The sequence below is a fragment of the Desulfomicrobium orale DSM 12838 genome (assembly GCF_001553625.1).
Lineage (GTDB): Bacteria > Desulfobacterota > Desulfovibrionia > Desulfovibrionales > Desulfomicrobiaceae > Desulfomicrobium > Desulfomicrobium orale.
Genome location: NZ_CP014230.1, coordinates 2300168 through 2316916 on the forward strand (window position 1 = coordinate 2300168; position 16749 = coordinate 2316916).

The 16749-nt window shown below is 55.2% G+C and carries 14 protein-coding genes and 3 pseudogenes; 12 read left to right on the forward strand and 5 right to left on the reverse strand.

All coding sequences use genetic code 11. The annotated features are described in order from the left end of the window. Positions 1 to 24 precede the first annotated feature (24 nt). Both AXF15_RS10730 and AXF15_RS10735 read right to left on the reverse strand, forming a co-directional pair. Complete coding sequence (locus AXF15_RS10730) at positions 25 to 1701, reverse strand: ABC transporter ATP-binding protein (protein ID WP_066607216.1); 1677 nt, start codon at positions 1699 to 1701, stop codon at positions 25 to 27. Between the two features lie 47 nt (positions 1702 to 1748). Beyond that, a complete protein-coding gene (locus tag AXF15_RS10735) occupies positions 1749 to 3488 on the reverse strand; it encodes an ABC transporter ATP-binding protein (RefSeq protein ID WP_083518004.1) in 1740 nt (579 codons plus the stop codon). 352 nt (positions 3489 to 3840) lie between these two features. Here AXF15_RS10735 and AXF15_RS13650 point away from each other — a divergent pair. The 3 genes and pseudogenes from AXF15_RS13650 to AXF15_RS14620 form a co-directional block, all read left to right on the forward strand. Next, a pseudogene (locus AXF15_RS13650) lies at positions 3841 to 4178 on the forward strand (transposase); the annotation flags it as partial. A gap of 39 nt (positions 4179 to 4217) precedes the next feature. After that, complete coding sequence (locus AXF15_RS10745; RefSeq protein ID WP_236884774.1) at positions 4218 to 5417, forward strand: IS4 family transposase; 1200 nt, start codon at positions 4218 to 4220, stop codon at positions 5415 to 5417. A 12-nt stretch (positions 5418 to 5429) separates the two neighbouring features. After that, positions 5430 to 5639, forward strand: a pseudogene (locus AXF15_RS14620) (transposase); the annotation flags it as partial. Positions 5640 to 5686: 47 nt separating this feature from the next. On the opposite strand, the pseudogene AXF15_RS10750 reads toward AXF15_RS14620, so the two are convergent. After that, positions 5687 to 6423, reverse strand: a pseudogene (locus AXF15_RS10750) (IS3 family transposase); the annotation flags it as partial. Positions 6424 to 6476: 53 nt separating this feature from the next. Between AXF15_RS10750 and AXF15_RS10755 the strand changes: the two are divergent. Both AXF15_RS10755 and AXF15_RS10760 read left to right on the forward strand, forming a co-directional pair. Next, complete coding sequence (locus AXF15_RS10755; RefSeq protein WP_066607248.1) at positions 6477 to 7154, forward strand: IS1595 family transposase; 678 nt, start codon at positions 6477 to 6479, stop codon at positions 7152 to 7154. Positions 7155 to 7249: 95 nt separating this feature from the next. Next, positions 7250 to 7942 carry a metal-dependent hydrolase gene (locus tag AXF15_RS10760; protein ID WP_066607254.1) on the forward strand — a complete coding sequence of 231 codons (693 nt, stop codon included), beginning with the start codon at positions 7250 to 7252 and terminating at the stop codon, positions 7940 to 7942. A gap of 81 nt (positions 7943 to 8023) precedes the next feature. On the opposite strand, the gene trpB is transcribed toward AXF15_RS10760, so the two are convergent. Next, positions 8024 to 9232, reverse strand: coding sequence for a tryptophan synthase subunit beta (trpB, locus tag AXF15_RS10765; protein ID WP_066607257.1), 1209 nt, complete (start codon positions 9230 to 9232; stop codon positions 8024 to 8026). A 269-nt stretch (positions 9233 to 9501) separates the two neighbouring features. Between trpB and AXF15_RS10770 the strand changes: the two genes are divergently transcribed. The 7 genes from AXF15_RS10770 to AXF15_RS10800 all read left to right on the forward strand — a co-directional run bounded on the left by AXF15_RS10770 (position 9502) and on the right by AXF15_RS10800 (position 15286). Beyond that, complete coding sequence (locus tag AXF15_RS10770) at positions 9502 to 10410, forward strand: RluA family pseudouridine synthase (protein WP_066607260.1); 909 nt, start codon at positions 9502 to 9504, stop codon at positions 10408 to 10410. Between the two features lie 31 nt (positions 10411 to 10441). Next, the gene (locus tag AXF15_RS10775; RefSeq protein WP_151192358.1) at positions 10442 to 11170 is read left to right on the forward strand and encodes an arginyltransferase; all 729 of its coding nucleotides are present in this window, start codon (positions 10442 to 10444) and stop codon (positions 11168 to 11170) included. A 109-nt stretch (positions 11171 to 11279) separates the two neighbouring features. Continuing rightward, positions 11280 to 12464 (forward strand): cysteine desulfurase family protein, encoded by a 1185-nt coding sequence (locus AXF15_RS10780; RefSeq protein ID WP_066607262.1) that lies wholly within the window; start codon positions 11280 to 11282, stop codon positions 12462 to 12464. Continuing rightward, positions 12465 to 13070, forward strand: coding sequence for an iron-sulfur cluster assembly scaffold protein (locus AXF15_RS10785; RefSeq protein ID WP_066607265.1), 606 nt, complete (start codon positions 12465 to 12467; stop codon positions 13068 to 13070). It begins immediately after the preceding gene. 18 nt (positions 13071 to 13088) lie between these two features. After that, on the forward strand, positions 13089 to 13979 hold the full coding sequence (locus AXF15_RS10790; RefSeq protein ID WP_066607268.1) for a TIGR01777 family oxidoreductase: 891 nt from the start codon (positions 13089 to 13091) through the stop codon (positions 13977 to 13979). A gap of 218 nt (positions 13980 to 14197) precedes the next feature. After that, positions 14198 to 14641: a hypothetical protein gene (locus AXF15_RS10795; RefSeq protein ID WP_066607271.1), complete on the forward strand. Its 444-nt coding sequence runs from the start codon at positions 14198 to 14200 to the stop codon at positions 14639 to 14641. A 48-nt stretch (positions 14642 to 14689) separates the two neighbouring features. Then, positions 14690 to 15286, forward strand: coding sequence for a DUF445 domain-containing protein (locus tag AXF15_RS10800; protein WP_066607275.1), 597 nt, complete (start codon positions 14690 to 14692; stop codon positions 15284 to 15286). A 106-nt stretch (positions 15287 to 15392) separates the two neighbouring features. Here the strand turns inward: AXF15_RS10800 and AXF15_RS10805 are convergent, their stop codons facing one another. Continuing rightward, complete coding sequence (locus AXF15_RS10805; protein WP_236884767.1) at positions 15393 to 16592, reverse strand: IS4 family transposase; 1200 nt, start codon at positions 16590 to 16592, stop codon at positions 15393 to 15395. Between the last annotated feature and the right edge of the window lie 157 nt (positions 16593 to 16749).

A 16749-nucleotide genomic window follows, 5' to 3' on the forward strand; every position in this document is an offset into this window, starting at 1 on the left:
TTGCATATAGAATTACATATAGCATCAGATTTGATTCCCAAACAAACCCCTGTAGCCTTCCAGTTTCAGTAATTCATCATGACTTCCATCTGCTGCAATTTTGCCGTCGGCAATGTAGATGATCCTTGGAAAAATACAAACAGAGGACAATCGGTGCGAGATGATGATTATTGTTTTCCCTTCCATTTGGTTCAGAATCTGATCAATAATTTTTTCTTCCCGAATAGAGTCGATATTTGCCGTAAACTCATCCAGCAGAAGCATTTTCCTGTCCATGAGCATGGCTCGGGCCAGACATAAGCGCACCTTTTCTCCTCCGGACATGGAAAATCCATTCGGCCCAAGATGCGTATGCAATCCGTCCGGCAGGCTTTTGATGAAAGATCGTAAGCCCACAAGGCGTAAAACATTATGAATTTCATCCATGTCTTTTTCTTTTCCCAACGTCAGGTTGAACAAGACATCCGCGTCAAAGAGATAGGCACCCTGGCTGACGGAAGCGATGTTTTCACGCAATGAGATTGCATTTTTATGCGTCACTTCCACGCCACCGATTGTTATCCGCCCGGAATCAGGATAGTGCATGCCGCGCAAAAGAGAGAAAAGAGAACTTTTCCCAATACCTGATCCTCCGACAAGGGCTGTTTTTTCTCCTGAATGTATGGAAAAGTTTATATCTTGCAGCAGAGATTCCCTGTCTCTATATGAGAAATGAATATTTTCAAATTTTATTTCTCCATTATTTATACATGCGGCATCTTCCCCTTCTTGTTCCTTCTCAAGAAAATCAAGAATAACTTTCAGTTGACCACCATAATTCATTGCATATCCAAGCAAAATTCCAGCCTCTGATATTGCATTATTCAGAAAATTCAAAATTATATACATGGAGACAAGCTGGGAAATAGATATATTTCCTTTTCCTATAAGAAGACCTCCGAATATAAAAAACAAAGGGATGACAAGTTGTGGCAAGGAGACTGAAAGCGTATTCACTCCCTCACCCAGAAAGTCAGCCCGCAACCAGCACTTGTTGTGTATTTTTGACAATTCACGAGTCCGGTCGGCGTGCAATTCAGATGTATTAAAAAGCTTTATGGATAAAATTCCGTTCAAGGTATCTGTAATAAAATTTCTGAGCCTGACACTTGCAGCTGCCGCTTCGGCATGAGTGTCAATAAACGACTGGCCAAGGCTGCGGCAGAAAAATACCAGGATAAAGACAGGAACGGTTGAAACAAGACCCAGAGGAATGGAAACATAGGCAATGATGATAAAAAGAGCTATGATCTTTGTCAGATAGTACAGAGATTTAACAATGCCCTGCACAAACCATCCGGCAGTGATCTGCGAAAAAAGAACATTGCTCAGTTCTCCCGATGGTACTTCCGGATAGAGACGCGGAGGGATATGCAGAAAATGTCTGAAAATTTTTGTCTGCAAATCGCGCGTTGGATAAACCATGGCGCATTGGAATAAATTCAGGTCGGAAAGCAGATGGATGAAGAAACAAATTGTGGCCAGCAGGACAACCAGAAGACCATTTTTGAAAGGGGCCACCTGGGATGAAAGGTTTTCAAAACAAAAAACCATTAAAATATAAAATGGAATTTCCAGCAACGCGATCAAAAGCCAAGCGATCATCTGCCCGGAATACTTCTTGTGACACAAGCGAAACGCTTGCAGATAGATAGCAATCACTTCTCATCCTCCCTGCCTTTGCCGTCCTGCGCGAGAATGCCTGCATCTCATTCATCCGGCCTCTGAGGGCGCATCTTTGATCCGGATTCGGAATTATTCATCTGAAAGGCGAACAGCTCCTGAAAAGTCTCCGAAACGGCCAATTCCTGAGCCGATCCGTCAAGGACAAACCGCCCATCCGCCAGAACCACGATACGGGGAAACAGCTTCAGTGTGGAAAGACGATGCGTGACGCCGATCACCGTATAGTCAACCGCCAACAGGCGACGGTAGATGCGTTCCTCCGTTTCAGAATCCAGAGAGGCCGTGGCTTCATCCAGCACGAGAATATCAGGACCGGCCAGCAGGGCACGGACCAGAGCGATCCGGGCCTTTTCCCCGCCTGACACTTTTGCTCCATCCGGACCCAGACGGGTCTCCAGCCCTTCCGGGAGCGCGGCCACAAAATCCTCAAGCTGGGCCAGCCGGATGGCTTCTTCCAGTTTAGCGTCATCAACGACTGAGCCGTATGTGAGATTTTCACGCAGAGTGGTCTCAAACAGGTAAGGGTCCTGGGTGACAAAAGCCGTCCGCGCCCGCAGCGTCTTCGGGTCGGCCGCATGCGTGGGCACTCCGCCCAAGTATGCCGCGCCGCTGTCCGGCATGAGCAAGCCGGGCAGCATCCTGAGGACTGTGCTTTTGCCTTCACCGGAGCGACCGCAGATCATGATTTTTTCGCCTTCGGCAACGGACAGGGAAACATCTTGAAGCACCACCTTGCCACGCATTTTTTTGGTCACATCGACCCACGCGATGTCGTATCCTTCCGGCTTGAGGCCGTCCGCAGGCTCGGTCTCCTCTTCAATAAGCTCCATGAGCTCGCGCCAGGCCTGCAATCCAGAGGCGGATGAAAATCCGGCCTGATTGAGGGAAGTCAGCAAGCCCGTCAGGATTACGGCCAGAGTATACAAAGAGATGAATTCCGCCTGGCTTGTCTGCCCCGGTGCCGATACCGCCGCTGCAAAGAGGGCCAGGGCCGGCAGGAACACCCCGATGTATTCAGACACATCTCCCGATGCCAGCAACGTCTTGAACCAGACGTTAAAATTCGCCCAATGTGTCTGTGCAGCAGCTACGAAGCGCTGTTCAAAAACAGACTCCAGAGCGTTTTGTTTTATCTCCGGAAATCCACGATGCACGTCCGCAGCCAACGCACTCAAAGCGCGCTGACTTGCCGCTAGACGGGAATACAGACGAGCCTGTCTCTTGCGTAAAAGATAGAGCACGATAAAATACGTCGCCAGCAACACCAGAATGGCCAGACTCAGACGCAGACTGATGAAACACATGAGCAGAGCAAGACAAAATGATTGCAGGGCGATGATCAGCGGTTCGAGCATCATCATCATACCGTCGGCCGCGGATACGGCAATATTCGTCATTATGCTCAACAAATCGCCGGGACTGCGTTTTGAGAAATAGTCGAGGGGAAATGCAGCCACGCGCCGGACAAGAAAAGACTGAACCCGACTCAATACACGAGCCCGCATGATATAGCGCAACAGAGTGCGCTTGAGGATAGACAGAAAAATTATTCCGCCCACAAGAAAAAACACATCCATGCTTGCGGGAAGCAGAGAGAAAGAGGGGTCACCCGTGAACGCCAAAGCGGACAGATGCTCCAGTTTTCCCGGCAATTCGGTATATAGGGCTAGTATCCCAGCAATCACGGAAAACAGCGCCAGATACCACCGCCAGTCAGGCAGGTAAAACATTATAAAAACTTTTCGCAGCAGATTACGATCCATCTCTTGTTTCAGGGGCACGTTAAAAATGTCATTCCATCAACTTGAAGTGGCATGTTTCACATGAAGGACGAGAGAGAAAACCGATACCTCCAGCCTGCACCTTTGGAGAAATTATTATTAGGTGTAGTTAATTCCAGACAAGATAATTTCCATTTCAAAAAATTTCCACTACTCTAATATCTGAGCTAGCGGCATTGGATCATTTCTGAGTTCTCCCAAAAATCAGCGGCAGAGAAAATAAGACTCTCAGTTCAGGCCTCATTAATTGTAAAAATGAGGCAAGTTGTTTAGCTGTGTTCAAAGGAGGATGTAATGAACCAGCTTTTCTCTTTCTGCCGAACAACTCGAACGTATCAAGCCCTTCTTTCCACGTTCACATGGTATTCCGCGGGTCGATGACCGGAAAGTCATCAGCGGCATCATTTATGTCATCAAACATGGCCTGCAGTGGAAAGACGCGCCGCGCGAGTATGGCCCGTATAAAACGCTGTACAATCGTTTTTTGCGCTGGAGCCGGATGGGCGTCTTCAACAATATTTTTACCGAATTGGCAAAAACAGCGGGAAAAGATGGACGATTGATGATCGATGCAACCCACCTCAAAGCCCATCGCACCGCAGCAAGTCTGCTTAAAAAAGGGCTCTTTCCCGCTGTATCGGACGCACAAAGGGCGGTCTGAACTCATTGCTGTCCGGCTAAGGGATAAGAAAAGAGTCCAAAATCTCAGCGATGTGTGGTAAAAGAAATCACCACAACATCTTGCCACACAAGGAGATTCTGGACTTGAGTCACCATAATACACTATTCTCCCAGACGCTATCTCTGATTCCCAGACATGTTTTTCAGAAACTCGAAAGACGGCACAAAACCGGGCGCTCGTCGCGTCAATTCGGTTTCAAGGAGCAGTTCACGGTCATGGCCTTCATCCAGCTTGCCGCAAGACGTTCCATGCGCGATGGCCTGCGCTGCCTTGAGGCTGCGGGAAACCGCCTGTATCACTGGGGACTGAAAAACGTGGCCCGCTCGACCTTTGCTGACGCGAACAATTCTCGCCCCGTAGGCTTTTTCAAGGATCTGTTCGCCGAGATGTACGGCCTGTGCGCCGCAAAAGCCCCGAAGCACAAATTCCGTTTCAAATCCAAATTGTTCAGTCTGGACGCCACCACCATAAAGCTTTGCCTGTCGCTTTTTCCCTGGGCCTCGTTTCGGCAGGCCAAGGGCGGCGTCAAAGTACATACCTTGCTGGATCACGATGGCCATATCCCGGCTTTCGCAACCGTCACCGACGCCAAAATCCATGAAAGCCGCATAGCTCAGGCTATGGAGTTGCCCAAAGGCTCCATCGTGGTCTTTGACAAGGGCTTCACCAGCTATCCCTGGTTTCGGCTCCTCGGGGCAAAGGGCGTCTTTTTTGTGACCCGGCTCAAGCGCAACGCCGTTTTCAAACTCCTGGAGCGCCGCCTCGTGAATCGCAAGACCGGCGTTACTTCCGATCACATCATTGAAGTCTCCAGCCGGGGAAAATCCTTACGCTTGCGCCGTATCGGCTATCGTGACCAGGAAACCGGGAAACACTACGAATTTTTGACCAACCATTTCCGGCTTTCGGCGAAAACCATCGCCGACATCTATAAAGACCGCTGGCAAATCGAGCTCTTCTTCAAGGAAATCAAACAAAATTTGCGCATAAAGACCTTCGTCGGCAACTCGGAAAACGCTGTCCTGATCCAGATTTACACGGCCCTGACGGTTTACCTGCTCCTCGCGTACCAGAAATTCCTCAGCCGTCTCGGACTCTCCGTACAGCAACTCTTCCAGCTCATTCAACTCAACCTGCTCGGCGAGGCATCCTTGGATGAACTCCTGAATCCCAGACGACGAAAATTCGATAATTCATATAACTTCACACTGTTAGATTACATCGCTTAGCCGGACAGCAATGGTCTGAACTCAAAACTCCATGCTGTTTGCGACGGTCACGGCAGGCCCTTGGCCATGACGCTCACAGAAGGCTAGGTGAGCGACTACAAAGGAGCCGCCTTGCTTATGGATGCTTTGCCTGAGGCCAGGGAGCTTCTGGCGGACCGCGGTTACGACGCCGACTGGTTCCGTGACGCCCTGCTCGCCAGAGGTATTACAGAGGTGGTCCCCATAGTTTGGACAGTTAGCAGCGGTTTCCTAGCTTGTCTTTTTCCTCATCATGCTGCCTTTAACAGCCCTTCATGGTAGCAACGCTCCGGGCTTCTCCCGCCCAAACTGCTGTGAGGCCGAGTCTGGTTGTAAAAGTCGATCCATCTGCCGATGCCGGTGCGGGCTTCCGAGCCAGTTTCGTAAGCGTTCAGGTACACGTTCTCGTATTTGAGTGAGCGCCAGAGGCGTTCGATAAATACGTTGTCCAGCCAGCGGCCCCGGCCGTCCATGGAAATGCGGATTCCCTTGTCTCGCAGGATGTTGGTAAAGGCAAAGCTGGTAAACTGACTGCCCTGATCGGTGTTGAAGATATCGGGTTTGCCATATTTCGCCACGGCCTCTTCCAGAGCCGAGGCGCAAAAATCCGTGTCCATGGTGTTTGAGAGCCGCCAGGACAGCACTTTGCGGCTGTGCCAGTCCATGATGGCCACCAGATAGAGAAAACCTTTGCGCATGGGGATGTAGGTAATATCCGCACACCAGACCTGATTGCTCCGATCTATGGTCAAGTCGCGCAACAGGTAGGGATAGCGTTTGTGTTCCGGGTTCGGAACACTGGTTTTCGGCTTCTGGTACACCGCCATGAGACCCATCAACCGCATCAGACGGCGGACACGCGCTTTCTGCCAACGTTGTATCCCAGCGACACCATGTAACGACGCATCTGGCGCACTCCAAGAAACGGCCATTCCGTGAAAGCACGGTCGATTTCCTGCATTACTGTGAGGTTTATGCCCGATTCTCCGGCTCTTTTGTAAGGCTCTAGACCATCAGGCTATCGTCTGATAGGCTAGAAAAATGTTTGAAAACAGCAGATTAAGTCGATATAAAGTCGGAAAAATCATTGAATGCTTTTGCATCGACATTGACGCTACCAGAACCGCTCTGCTCCTGAAGTTGAACAGAAAAACCGTGAATAGGTACTTTCTGGCCTTCAGGCGGTTGATTTATCTCCACCAGGTATCCAAAAAAGAGCAAATACTCGGTGTGGTTGAGGTTGATGAAAGTTTTTTTGGCCCCGCCCGGGTTCGTGAGCGGCCAAGCCCCCGAAAAAGGGGACGGGGCACGCTTAAACAGCCAGTCTTCGGCATCTGTGAGCGTGAGGGAGCGGTTTGCACAGAGCTGGTCACGGACTGCCCGGCCAAAACGCTTCAAGCCATCATCAGGGGCAAGGTTTCGCCTGAGAGCATTATCCATTCCGACTGCTGGAAAGGCTATGACGGACTGGTGGATGTGGGGTACGACAAACATTTCCGTATCAACAAATCCAGACACTTTGCGGAAAAATCGGTCCACATCAACGGTATCGAAGCATTCTGGAGCTTTACAAAACGCCGCCTGGCAAAGTTTAACGGTGTGAAGCAGAATTTCGAACTCCACCTCAAGGAGTGTGAATGGCGCTACAATCGAGCGCTACCTCAACTTCTCGCCAGCCTCAAACTTTTGGTGGCAAAGAACAAAGACCTGATGGTCTAGAGCCATGGGAAAAACGGGAAACCGGCGCGCGCTCCGGCATGAATCCAAGCCGCGCGGCCGGAAAAAACCGGGACATTCACCCGCAAGGAGAGCTTATGAATACCCTGACCTGGCACGGGCATTCCGCCTTTGCCATCACTACCAGACGGAACGCCGTTCTGGTGGACCCGTGGTTCGACGGCAATTCCGCCGCCAAGACCAAATCCGGCGATATCCATGCCGATCTGGTGCTGGTCACCCACGACCACGCCGACCACATGGGGCAAGCTCTGGACATCTGTACGCGCACCGGGGCCAGTCTGGGCTGTATTGTGGAGCTGGCCGCCCGTTTCAGGGAATGGGGGCTCCCGGAACGCCAGATTCTGAACGGTATCGGCTTCAACATCGGCGGCACGGTGGAGCACAACGGCATCGCCGTGACCATGGTCCAGGCCACGCACTCCTGCGACGCCGGCGTGCCCGTGGGGTTCATCATCCGGCTGGAGGACGGCTACACCATCTATCACGCCGGGGACACGGGCATTCTGTCGTCCATGGCCCTGTGGGGCAAACTTTACGACATCGATCTGGCCCTGCTGCCCATCGGCGGCGTTTTCACCATGGATGCGCCCCAGGCCGCCCTGGCCGCCATGATGCTGCGCTGCAAAAAGGCCGTCCCCATGCACTGGGGCACCTTTCCCGTTCTGGCCCAGAACTGTGACGCCTTTCAGGAAGAACTGAAAAAGCTGAACCTGGAAGACGTCATGATGCGGCTGGAAGTGGGTGTTCCGGTGGGACTTTTCCGCTGAAGGAATTGCCGGTCCGCCGGATCAAAAAAAGAGCCGGGGAGATGTTTCTTCCCGGCTCCGCGCGTTTCCCCCGTACCCGTCCTACTCCATCCGGGGCACGAATTCTCCGCTCTCGACCATGCGTTCCACCTGCTCCACATCCTTGTCGCCGCGGCCGGACAGATTCACCAGCAGAATGGTGTCCGGCGAAAGTTCCGGAGCCAGGCGCAGGGCATGGGCCAGGGCGTGGGAGGACTCCAAAGCCGGAATGATCCCCTCCGTGCGGGACAGCAGGAAGAAGGCGTTCAGGGCCTCCCGGTCGCTGACGTGCACATAGCTGGCCCGGCCCGAATCCTTCAGATGGGCGTGTTCCGGCCCCACGCCGGGATAGTCCAGCCCGGCCGAGCAGGAGGCGACCTCGGCGGGCTCTCCTTTGGGGTCTTTGAGCATATACGACTTAAAGCCGTGCATGACACCCGGCTCACCCAGGCACAAAGTGGCCGCGTGCTGTCCGTACTCCAGTCCCCGGCCGCCGGGTTCCACGCCCACCAGACGGACTTCAGGATCGTCCATGAATCCGGAAAAAATCCCGATAGAGTTGGAACCGCCGCCCACGCAGGCGACGCAGTAGCCAGGCAGACGGCCTTCAGCCTCCAGCATCTGCTCTCTGGCCTCCCGTCCGATCACGGCCTGAAATTCGCGCACCATGAGCGGATACGGATGCGGCCCCACGGCGGAACCCAGCAGATAGAAGGTGTTGTCCGCATCCCGGATCCAGGCCGCCAGAGCCTCGTCCACGGCCTCCTTGAGGGTTTGCTGGCCGCTTTCGGCGGGCACCACCGTGGCACCCATCATCCGCATGCGGAACACGTTCAGCTTCTGCCGCCGGACGTCCAAAGCCCCCATGTGGATGGCGCACTCCATGCCCATGAGCGCCGCCGTGGCGGCCGTGGCCACGCCGTGCTGCCCGGCCCCGGTTTCGGCGATGATTTTTTTCTTGCCCATACGTTTGGCCAGCAGAATCTGGCCCAGGGTGTTGTTCACCTTGTGCGCGCCCAAGTGGTTCAAGTCTTCCCGCTTGAGGTAGATCTTCGCGCCGCCGCAGTGTCTGGTCAGGTTGGCGCAGAAATAAAGCGGGCTGGGCCGGCCCGTGAAATGCTTCTGATAATACCGGTATTCCTCCCAGAACTCCGGATCTTCGCGGTACCGCTCAAAGGCCTGGGTCAGCTCGTCCAGAGCCTTTCTGATGGAATCCGGCACGAACTGTCCGCCGTAATCGCCAAAAAATCCGTCCGCCGTGGGCATGGTCATGAGAGCACTCCTTGTTGGTCTCGGGAATAAAAAAGCCGCGGTCAGTATGGCACTGCCGCGGCTCGTATGGTTTTCTCCTGTCTGGATATCAGGCCGGAACACATCCTGCGGCATGTTTTCCATGCCGCCACCACAAAAAGGAAATGGAGATGTTCCGCGCGTTCATGGGCAGCCGTCTGCACGCGCGGCATCCATTTGTCAAGCGCCATCTTCCCCGCTAAAGGAGGCCATTCGCCGGAAAACCCTCTCCAACATCAGGAAAAAACCGCGTGCCGACCGCTCCTTCGGACCAGACAACCGGCTCCTCCGACCCGGAACCCGCCTTCTCGCGCGCCATCGCCGTGGAAGAACCCGGCCTTGCCCGCGATCTGCTGGCCCGCGTCACCGGGCTTTCCAAAAACGCTGTCAAGGATTGCATGATAAAAGGCGGAGTATGGCGGCGCAAAAACAGGCGAACCACCGTACGCCTGCGCCGGGCCACAGCGGCCGTCATTCCCGGCGACCGTCTGGAAATTCATTACGATCCGCGCCTGCTGGCTCTGGTCCCTCCCGAGCCGGAGCTTGTCTTTAGAAACGAACGCTATTCCGTCTGGAACAAGCCTGCGGGAACGCTGGCCCAGGGCACGCTTTTTGCCGACCACTGCGCCATGCCGCGCCTAGTGCAGACCCGGCTTGATCTCAAAAACGAGCCGCACCCCGTACACCGACTGGACCGGGAAGCGCGCGGCCTCATGCTTCTGGCCCGTGACGCGGACGCCGCGGCCCGGCTGGGAGCACTCTTCCGCAACGGTCTGGTGGAAAAGGAATACATGGTCGTTGTGGCGGGGCGGCCTTCCTGGACGGAGATGGAAAGTGATGCGCCTCTCGACGGCAGGGAAAGCAAATCGATGTTCCGCGTGCTGCAAACAGATCGTCCATCTGACACGGCCCTTGTCGCGGCCCGCATCGCGACCGGGCGCAGGCACCAGATCAGACGGCATCTGGCTGGTCTGGGGTATCCGGTACTGGGCGACCCGCGCTACGGACGGCGCAACACCTGCGCGCACGGCCTGCAACTTTTGGCGCAAAGCCTGGCTTTCATCTGTCCGTTCACCAAAGCGCCCATGAGCTGGAGCCTGCCTCCCCTCGTCTTCCCCCCTTCCCGCCGTCAGGCGGCCATGACCTCACGGAAAACATGAACCATACGACGCGCCGCAGCCCTTGCCTCTCATGATCGTCTACCAGCATCCTCAGCTTTCCCAGTCCACGGACTGCCCGTACCTGCCGAAGCAGGCCCTGTCCTATGAGCATTTCTTCGCGGATCATCTCACCGGACACGAACTGGAAACTCTTCTTGCCGGCGGCTGGCGCAAATTCGGCCACTACTTTTTCCGCCCTGCCTGCCCCGGCTGCCTAGCCTGTACCTCCCTGCGCATTCCCGTGGCCCGGTTTCGGCCAAGCCGCAGTCAGAAACGGGTTTTGCGCCTCTGCCGGAACGTGCGGGTCAGCTTCGGCCCGCTGCGCTACACTCCCGAACTGTTCGACCTGTACCAACTGCACGGACGGGAACGCTTCGGGCAGGAGAACTCCTTCGAGGAATTCGCGGCCAGCCTGCATTCTCCGTCCTGCCCTGCCCTGCTTGCCCGCTACGAGACTGCCGGACGGCTCGTGGCCGCAGGCTATCTGGACAAAAGCGCCCGGGCCCTGAGTTCCGTCTATTTTGTCTTCGACCCGGAGTTCGCCGCCCTGAGTCCAGGCGTATTCGGCGCGTTGCGGGAAATAGAGTACGCCCGGAGTCTGGGGCTTGATTACTACTATCTCGGATACATCGTGCCCGGATGCGAAAAAATGGCCTACAAAGGCCGGTTTCACCCGCACGAAATCTATTCCTGGACGGACAGTCGCTGGCACGAAGTTGAAAAATGCGAGAAAAAAAGATCTGACAATCCACAATGTTAACCTTCAGATCGATTTTTTTTTCGGATCTTCCGGGCGGTATCTGCCCATTTCAGTCTGGACAGGTCCGGATTAAATCTTAGTGTCAGCTTCACCAATCAAGGAGTTTATAATGGAACACCGCACAGTCTATCTGGACAACAACGCCACCACTCCCCTGCACCCGGAAGTCAAGAAGACTCTGATCGAGGGGCTCGAAATATTCGGTAATCCATCCAGCATGCATGCCTTCGGCCGCGAAGCCCGCGAGAAAATAGAAGGCGCGCGCAAAAACGTGGCCACTTTCATCGGCGCGGCTCCGGAAGAAATTCTCTTCGTGGGCAGCGGCTCCGAAGCCAACAACACGGTCCTGTCCCTGCTGCGCTGCGACAGCACGTCCTGCGCCTGCGCCCTGAGCCAGCGGCCTGATCTGATCACCACCGCCATCGAGCATCCCTGTGTGCTGAATACGGCCCGCAATCTGGGCCGCAACGGACACAAGGTTCATTACCTCAAAGTGGACGGATACGGCCGCATCGATCTGGACGAACTGGCCAGAACCCTTTCCCCTTCGGTGGGTCTGGTGTCCATCATGACGGCTAACAACGAGATCGGCACCATTCAGGACATCAAGGAGGCGGCCCGTCTGACCCACGAGGCCGGAGCCCTGTTCCACACCGATGCCGTGCAGGCCGTGGGCAAAATACCCATCGACGTCAAAAACCTGGACGTGGATTTTCTGACTCTGTCCGGACACAAGATCTATGGGCCCAAGGGTGTCGGCGCCCTGTACGTCAAGAAGGGCGCTCCTTACTGCCCCCTCATTCTGGGCGGGCATCAGGAATTCGGGCGGCGTGCGGGCACGGAAAATTCCCTCGGTATCATCGGTCTGGGCAAGGCAGTGGAAATGCGCGCCCTGGAAATGGAAGCCGAGGAAAAACGCCTGCTGGAAATGAAGAAAGCATTGAAGGACGGCATCGCGACCAGCATCCCGGACGTGCTGTTCATGGGACACCCCGAACACAGCCTGCCCGGCACCCTGAACGTGTCTTTCGCCGGAGCCGAGGGCGAGGCCATTCTGCTCTATCTGGATCTGGCCGGAATCGCCGTGTCCACGGGCTCGGCCTGCGCGTCGGGCTCTCTGGACCCGTCCCACGTGATCATGGCCACGGGCGTACCGGTGGAAAACGCCCATGGCTCCATACGCATCAGTCTGGGCCGCGAAAACACCATGGATGATGTGGCCTATGTGCTGGAAAAGCTGCCGCCCATCATCGCCCGCATCCGGGAAATGTCCACCGTCTACAGGAGAAAATAAATGAACGCCAAATGGGTTTATTCGGATAAGGTCAAGGATCACTTCATGAATCCGCGCAATCTCATGCGCGAGGAGGACGAGTCCGGATTCGACGGCATCGGGCACACGGGCAATATCAAGTGTGGCGACGAGATGATGGTCTATATCAAAGTCGATCCCGCCAACCTGACCGTCACGGATTGCAAGTGGCGCACCTACGGCTGCGCCAGCGCCATTGCCAGCACTTCCATGCTCTCGGAAATGGTCGTCGGCATGACTCTGGACCAAGCCTATACCATAAAGGCCAAAGACATCCTGAAGAATCTGGACGGCCTGCCGGACAACAAGGTGCACTGCTCGGTGCTGGGGGACAAGGCCCTCCGGGCGGCCATCGACGACTATTACCACAAAAACGGCATGGAGGACCGCATCACCACTCAAGGCGCGCGGGTGGTCTGCCAGTGCATGCAGGTCACGGACGAAGATATCGAGCACGCCGTTCTGGACGGCGCCAGAAGCTTCACCGAATTGCAGGAAATGACCAAGATCGGCACGGGCTGTGGCGAATGCCAGGACGAGGCCCAGCGGGTTTTGAGCGAATATGTGCAGAAACACTTCGGCCTGTGAGGCGTTTCGCGGACTCGTATGAAAATACTGGTATTCGGCGCGACCGGGTTCGTGGGCGGCCGACTTGTGCCGCACCTTGCCGCCAGAGGGCACAAGGTGACCGTGGCCGCCCGGTCCGCTGCCGTATTTCCCGGCGAAGTGCGAACCATCCTGGCCGATCCCATGAAACCGGGCGCCTGGAGCGGCGCCGTTGAAAACTCTGACGCCGTCGTCAACCTGGCCGGAGCCCCGATAACTCTTCGCTGGAACCGGGCGAACCGCAAAGAAATTCTGGAATCCCGCGCCACAGGCACCAGAAACATTGTGGAGGCCATGCGCCGGGGGCCGGCCAAAACACTGCTCTGTGCGGGAGCAACAGGATATTACGGGCACGGAGGGGATCTCGTTCTGACCGAAGCCAGCCCGCGCGGCCAAGGGTTTCTCTCCGATGTCGCCGCAGCCTGGCAGGACGAAGCCATGCGTGCGGAAACCTTTGGGCACCGCGTGGTCATCCCGCGCATGGGGGTGGTTCTGGGCCATGGCGGCATGTTGGCCCGGCTGCGCCCGTTCTTTTCTCTGGGGCTGGGCGGCCGTCTGGGTCCGGGACGGCAGTGGTTTCCGTGGATTCACATCCAGGATCTGATTCGAGTCATCGCTTTTCTGCTGGAAAATCCAGAGGCCCGGGGCGTGTTCAATGCCTGCGCTCCCGCTCCCGTGACCAACGCGGAATTCACCCGCACTCTGTCCCGTATCCTGCGCCGACCAGCCCTGCTCCCTGTCCTGGCCCCGATTCTGCGCCTGTTCATGGGCGAACAGGCCGACCTGCTCCTGAACAGCCAACGCTGCATTCCCACCCACTTGGAATCCATGCACTTTCAGTTCACCTTTCCGGAACTGCGGCCGGCCCTAGAAAATCTTTTTCTGACGTGAAAACGCGCTGATTCCCGAATTCCGTCTGTCTCCGTAAACAAAACGGCATTTCCCTCTGCACACAAGGGCACTGTAAGCCGGACAGCCATCTGTTGATCACAGAACAATCCTGGCCAATGCGGGCAGGACCCATCGCGCTCATTGAATCGACCCTTTTCCTGACGGCTTGTCTGTAATTCCGGCCTCGTGTAGGAGAATCGTTTTCCAAGAGGCTCCCCATGTCAGAAAAAAGCCATGCTCAAAGCATCGCCGACGCCCTGTTCCGCATGATCCAGGCCGCCAAGGACCAAGGCGTTGCAGTGGATAAAGGATTTCGCAACCAGGCCATGTCCGAACCGGATATAACCCTAGCTTACCTCTTTCTGAACAAAACCGACCTGTTCAAGATTCCGGCCCTGCCCATGCAGGTCAAAAGCCAAGTACTTCGCTCCAATGCTTTGGCAGTGATTGAAACCAGAAACGGCAAAAATACCTGGCGAACGGCAGGGGTACATCTGATCTGGTCCGGCGCCGCGCCCTGCTCTGAGGTGGCGTCGGCCGGAGAAATGCTGGAGGGCATCCGCATTCAGGGTCTGACCGCGTTCGCCGCCCAGCTGAAAGCCGTACGCGGAAGCCGCGCCCACTCCATCGAACCATCGATCAGACCGGCGGATGAAGAATAAATCTCTTTACAAAACTCCCGCACTTCAAAATCCAACAAGGACTGCCTCATGCTGCTGAAAATCTGTTTTTCCGTGGTCATCTGCGCCTTCATCGGGTGGATCACCAACTTCATCGCCATCAAAATGCTCTTCCACCCCAGACGACCCGTACAGTTGGGTTCCCTCACGGTGCAGGGCATCTTCCCCAAGCGTCAAAAGGCTCTGGCTTTGAACCTTGCAGCGGCCATCGAGGGGGAGCTTCTCTCGCATCAGGATATCCGCGGCGCCATGCACCATCCGGATTTTTCCGCCCGGCTCAGGGAAAAAATCCTGGCAAGTTTCACAGACTTTCTGGGTACGCGCCTGACCAGCCTGCACCCCATGGTGGGGATGTTTCTGGACGGGACCATGATGGAGAAAATCAGGGAGCTTCTGGAAGCGGAGCTGGACCGCATCGTTCCCGGTCTGCTGGAAACGGCGGCGGATGAGCTGGAGCAGGCTCTGGACCTGCGGAAGGTCATTCAGGAAAAGATCGAAAGCCTGTCCATGGAACGGCTGGAGACACTGCTCATGTCCATCATGGCCAGAGAATTCCGCTTCATCGAGGTAGTGGGCGCAGTCCTCGGAGCGCTCATCGGTCTGACCCAGGGACTGCTCTTTTTCTGAGAAACCGGCTTAGACAGGAGCCATCTTCACAATCATCCAAGGAGAATGATGATACAGTGGAGTTGTGTCATGCCCAGAAAGTATATTTCGCATCATTGCTGTCCGGCTAAGCGATGTAATCTAACAGTGTGAAGTTATATGAATTATCGAATTTTCGTCGTCTGGGATTCAGGAGTTCATCCAAGGAGGCCTCGCCGAGCAGGTTGAGTTGAATGAGCTGGAAGAGTTGCTGTACGGAGAGTCCGAGACGGCTGAGGAATTTCTGGTACGCGAGGAGCAGGTAAACCGTCAGGGCCGTGTAAATCTGGATCAGAACCGCATTTTCCGAGTTGCCGACGAAGGTCTTTATGCGCAAATTTTGTTTGATTTCCTTGAAGAAGAGCTCGATTTGCCAGCGGTCTTTATAGATGTCGGCGATGGTTTTCGCCGAAAGCCGGAAATGGTTGGTCAAAAATTCGTAGTGTTTCCCGGTTTCCTGGTCACGATAGCCGATACGGCGCAAGCGTAAGGATTTTCCCCGGCTGGAGACTTCAATGATGTGATCGGAAGTAACGCCGGTCTTGCGATTCACGAGGCGGCGCTCCAGGAGTTTGAAAACGGCGTTGCGCTTGAGCCGGGTCACAAAAAAGACACCCTTTGCCCCGAGGATCCGAAACCAGGGATAGCTGATGAAGCCCTTGTCAAAGACCACGATGGAGCCCCTGGGCAACTCCATAGCCTGAGCTATGCGGCTTTCATGGGTTTTGGCGTCGGTGACGGTTGCGAAAGCCGGGATATGGCCATCGTGATCCAGCAAGGTATGTACTTTGACGCCGCCCTTGGCCTGCCGAAACGAGGCCCAGGGAAAAAGCGACAGGCAAAGCTTTATGGTGGTGGCGTCCAGACTGAACAATTTGGATTTGAAACGGAATTTGTGCTTCGGGGCTTTTGCGGCGCACAGGCCGTACATCTCGGCGAACAGATCCTTGAAAAAGCCTACGGGGCGAGAATTGTTCGCGTCAGCAAAGGTCGAGCGGGCCACGTTTTTCAGTCCCCAGTGATACAGGCGGTTTCCCGCAGCCTCAAGGCAGCGCAGGCCATCGCGCATGGAACGTCTTGCGGCAAGCTGGATGAAGGCCATGACCGTGAACTGCTCCTTGAAACCGAATTGACGCGACGAGCGCCCGGTTTTGTGCCGTCTTTCGAGTTTCTGAAAAACATGTCTGGGAATCAGAGATAGCGTCTGGGAGAATAGTGTATTATGGTGACTCAAGTCCAGAATCTCCTTGTGTGGCAAGATGTTGTGGTGATTTCTTTTACCACACATCGCTGAGATTTTGGACTCTTTTCTTATCCCTTAGCCGGACAGCAATGAGCCGACATCTCTGCGAGGGCTCTCCGAGAGGCAAAGATATAGATGGTGAATCCGAGTGATGGATCAGGCGAATCAACTGAAGACGGGACGGAGAGTAAGGCCCGAAACT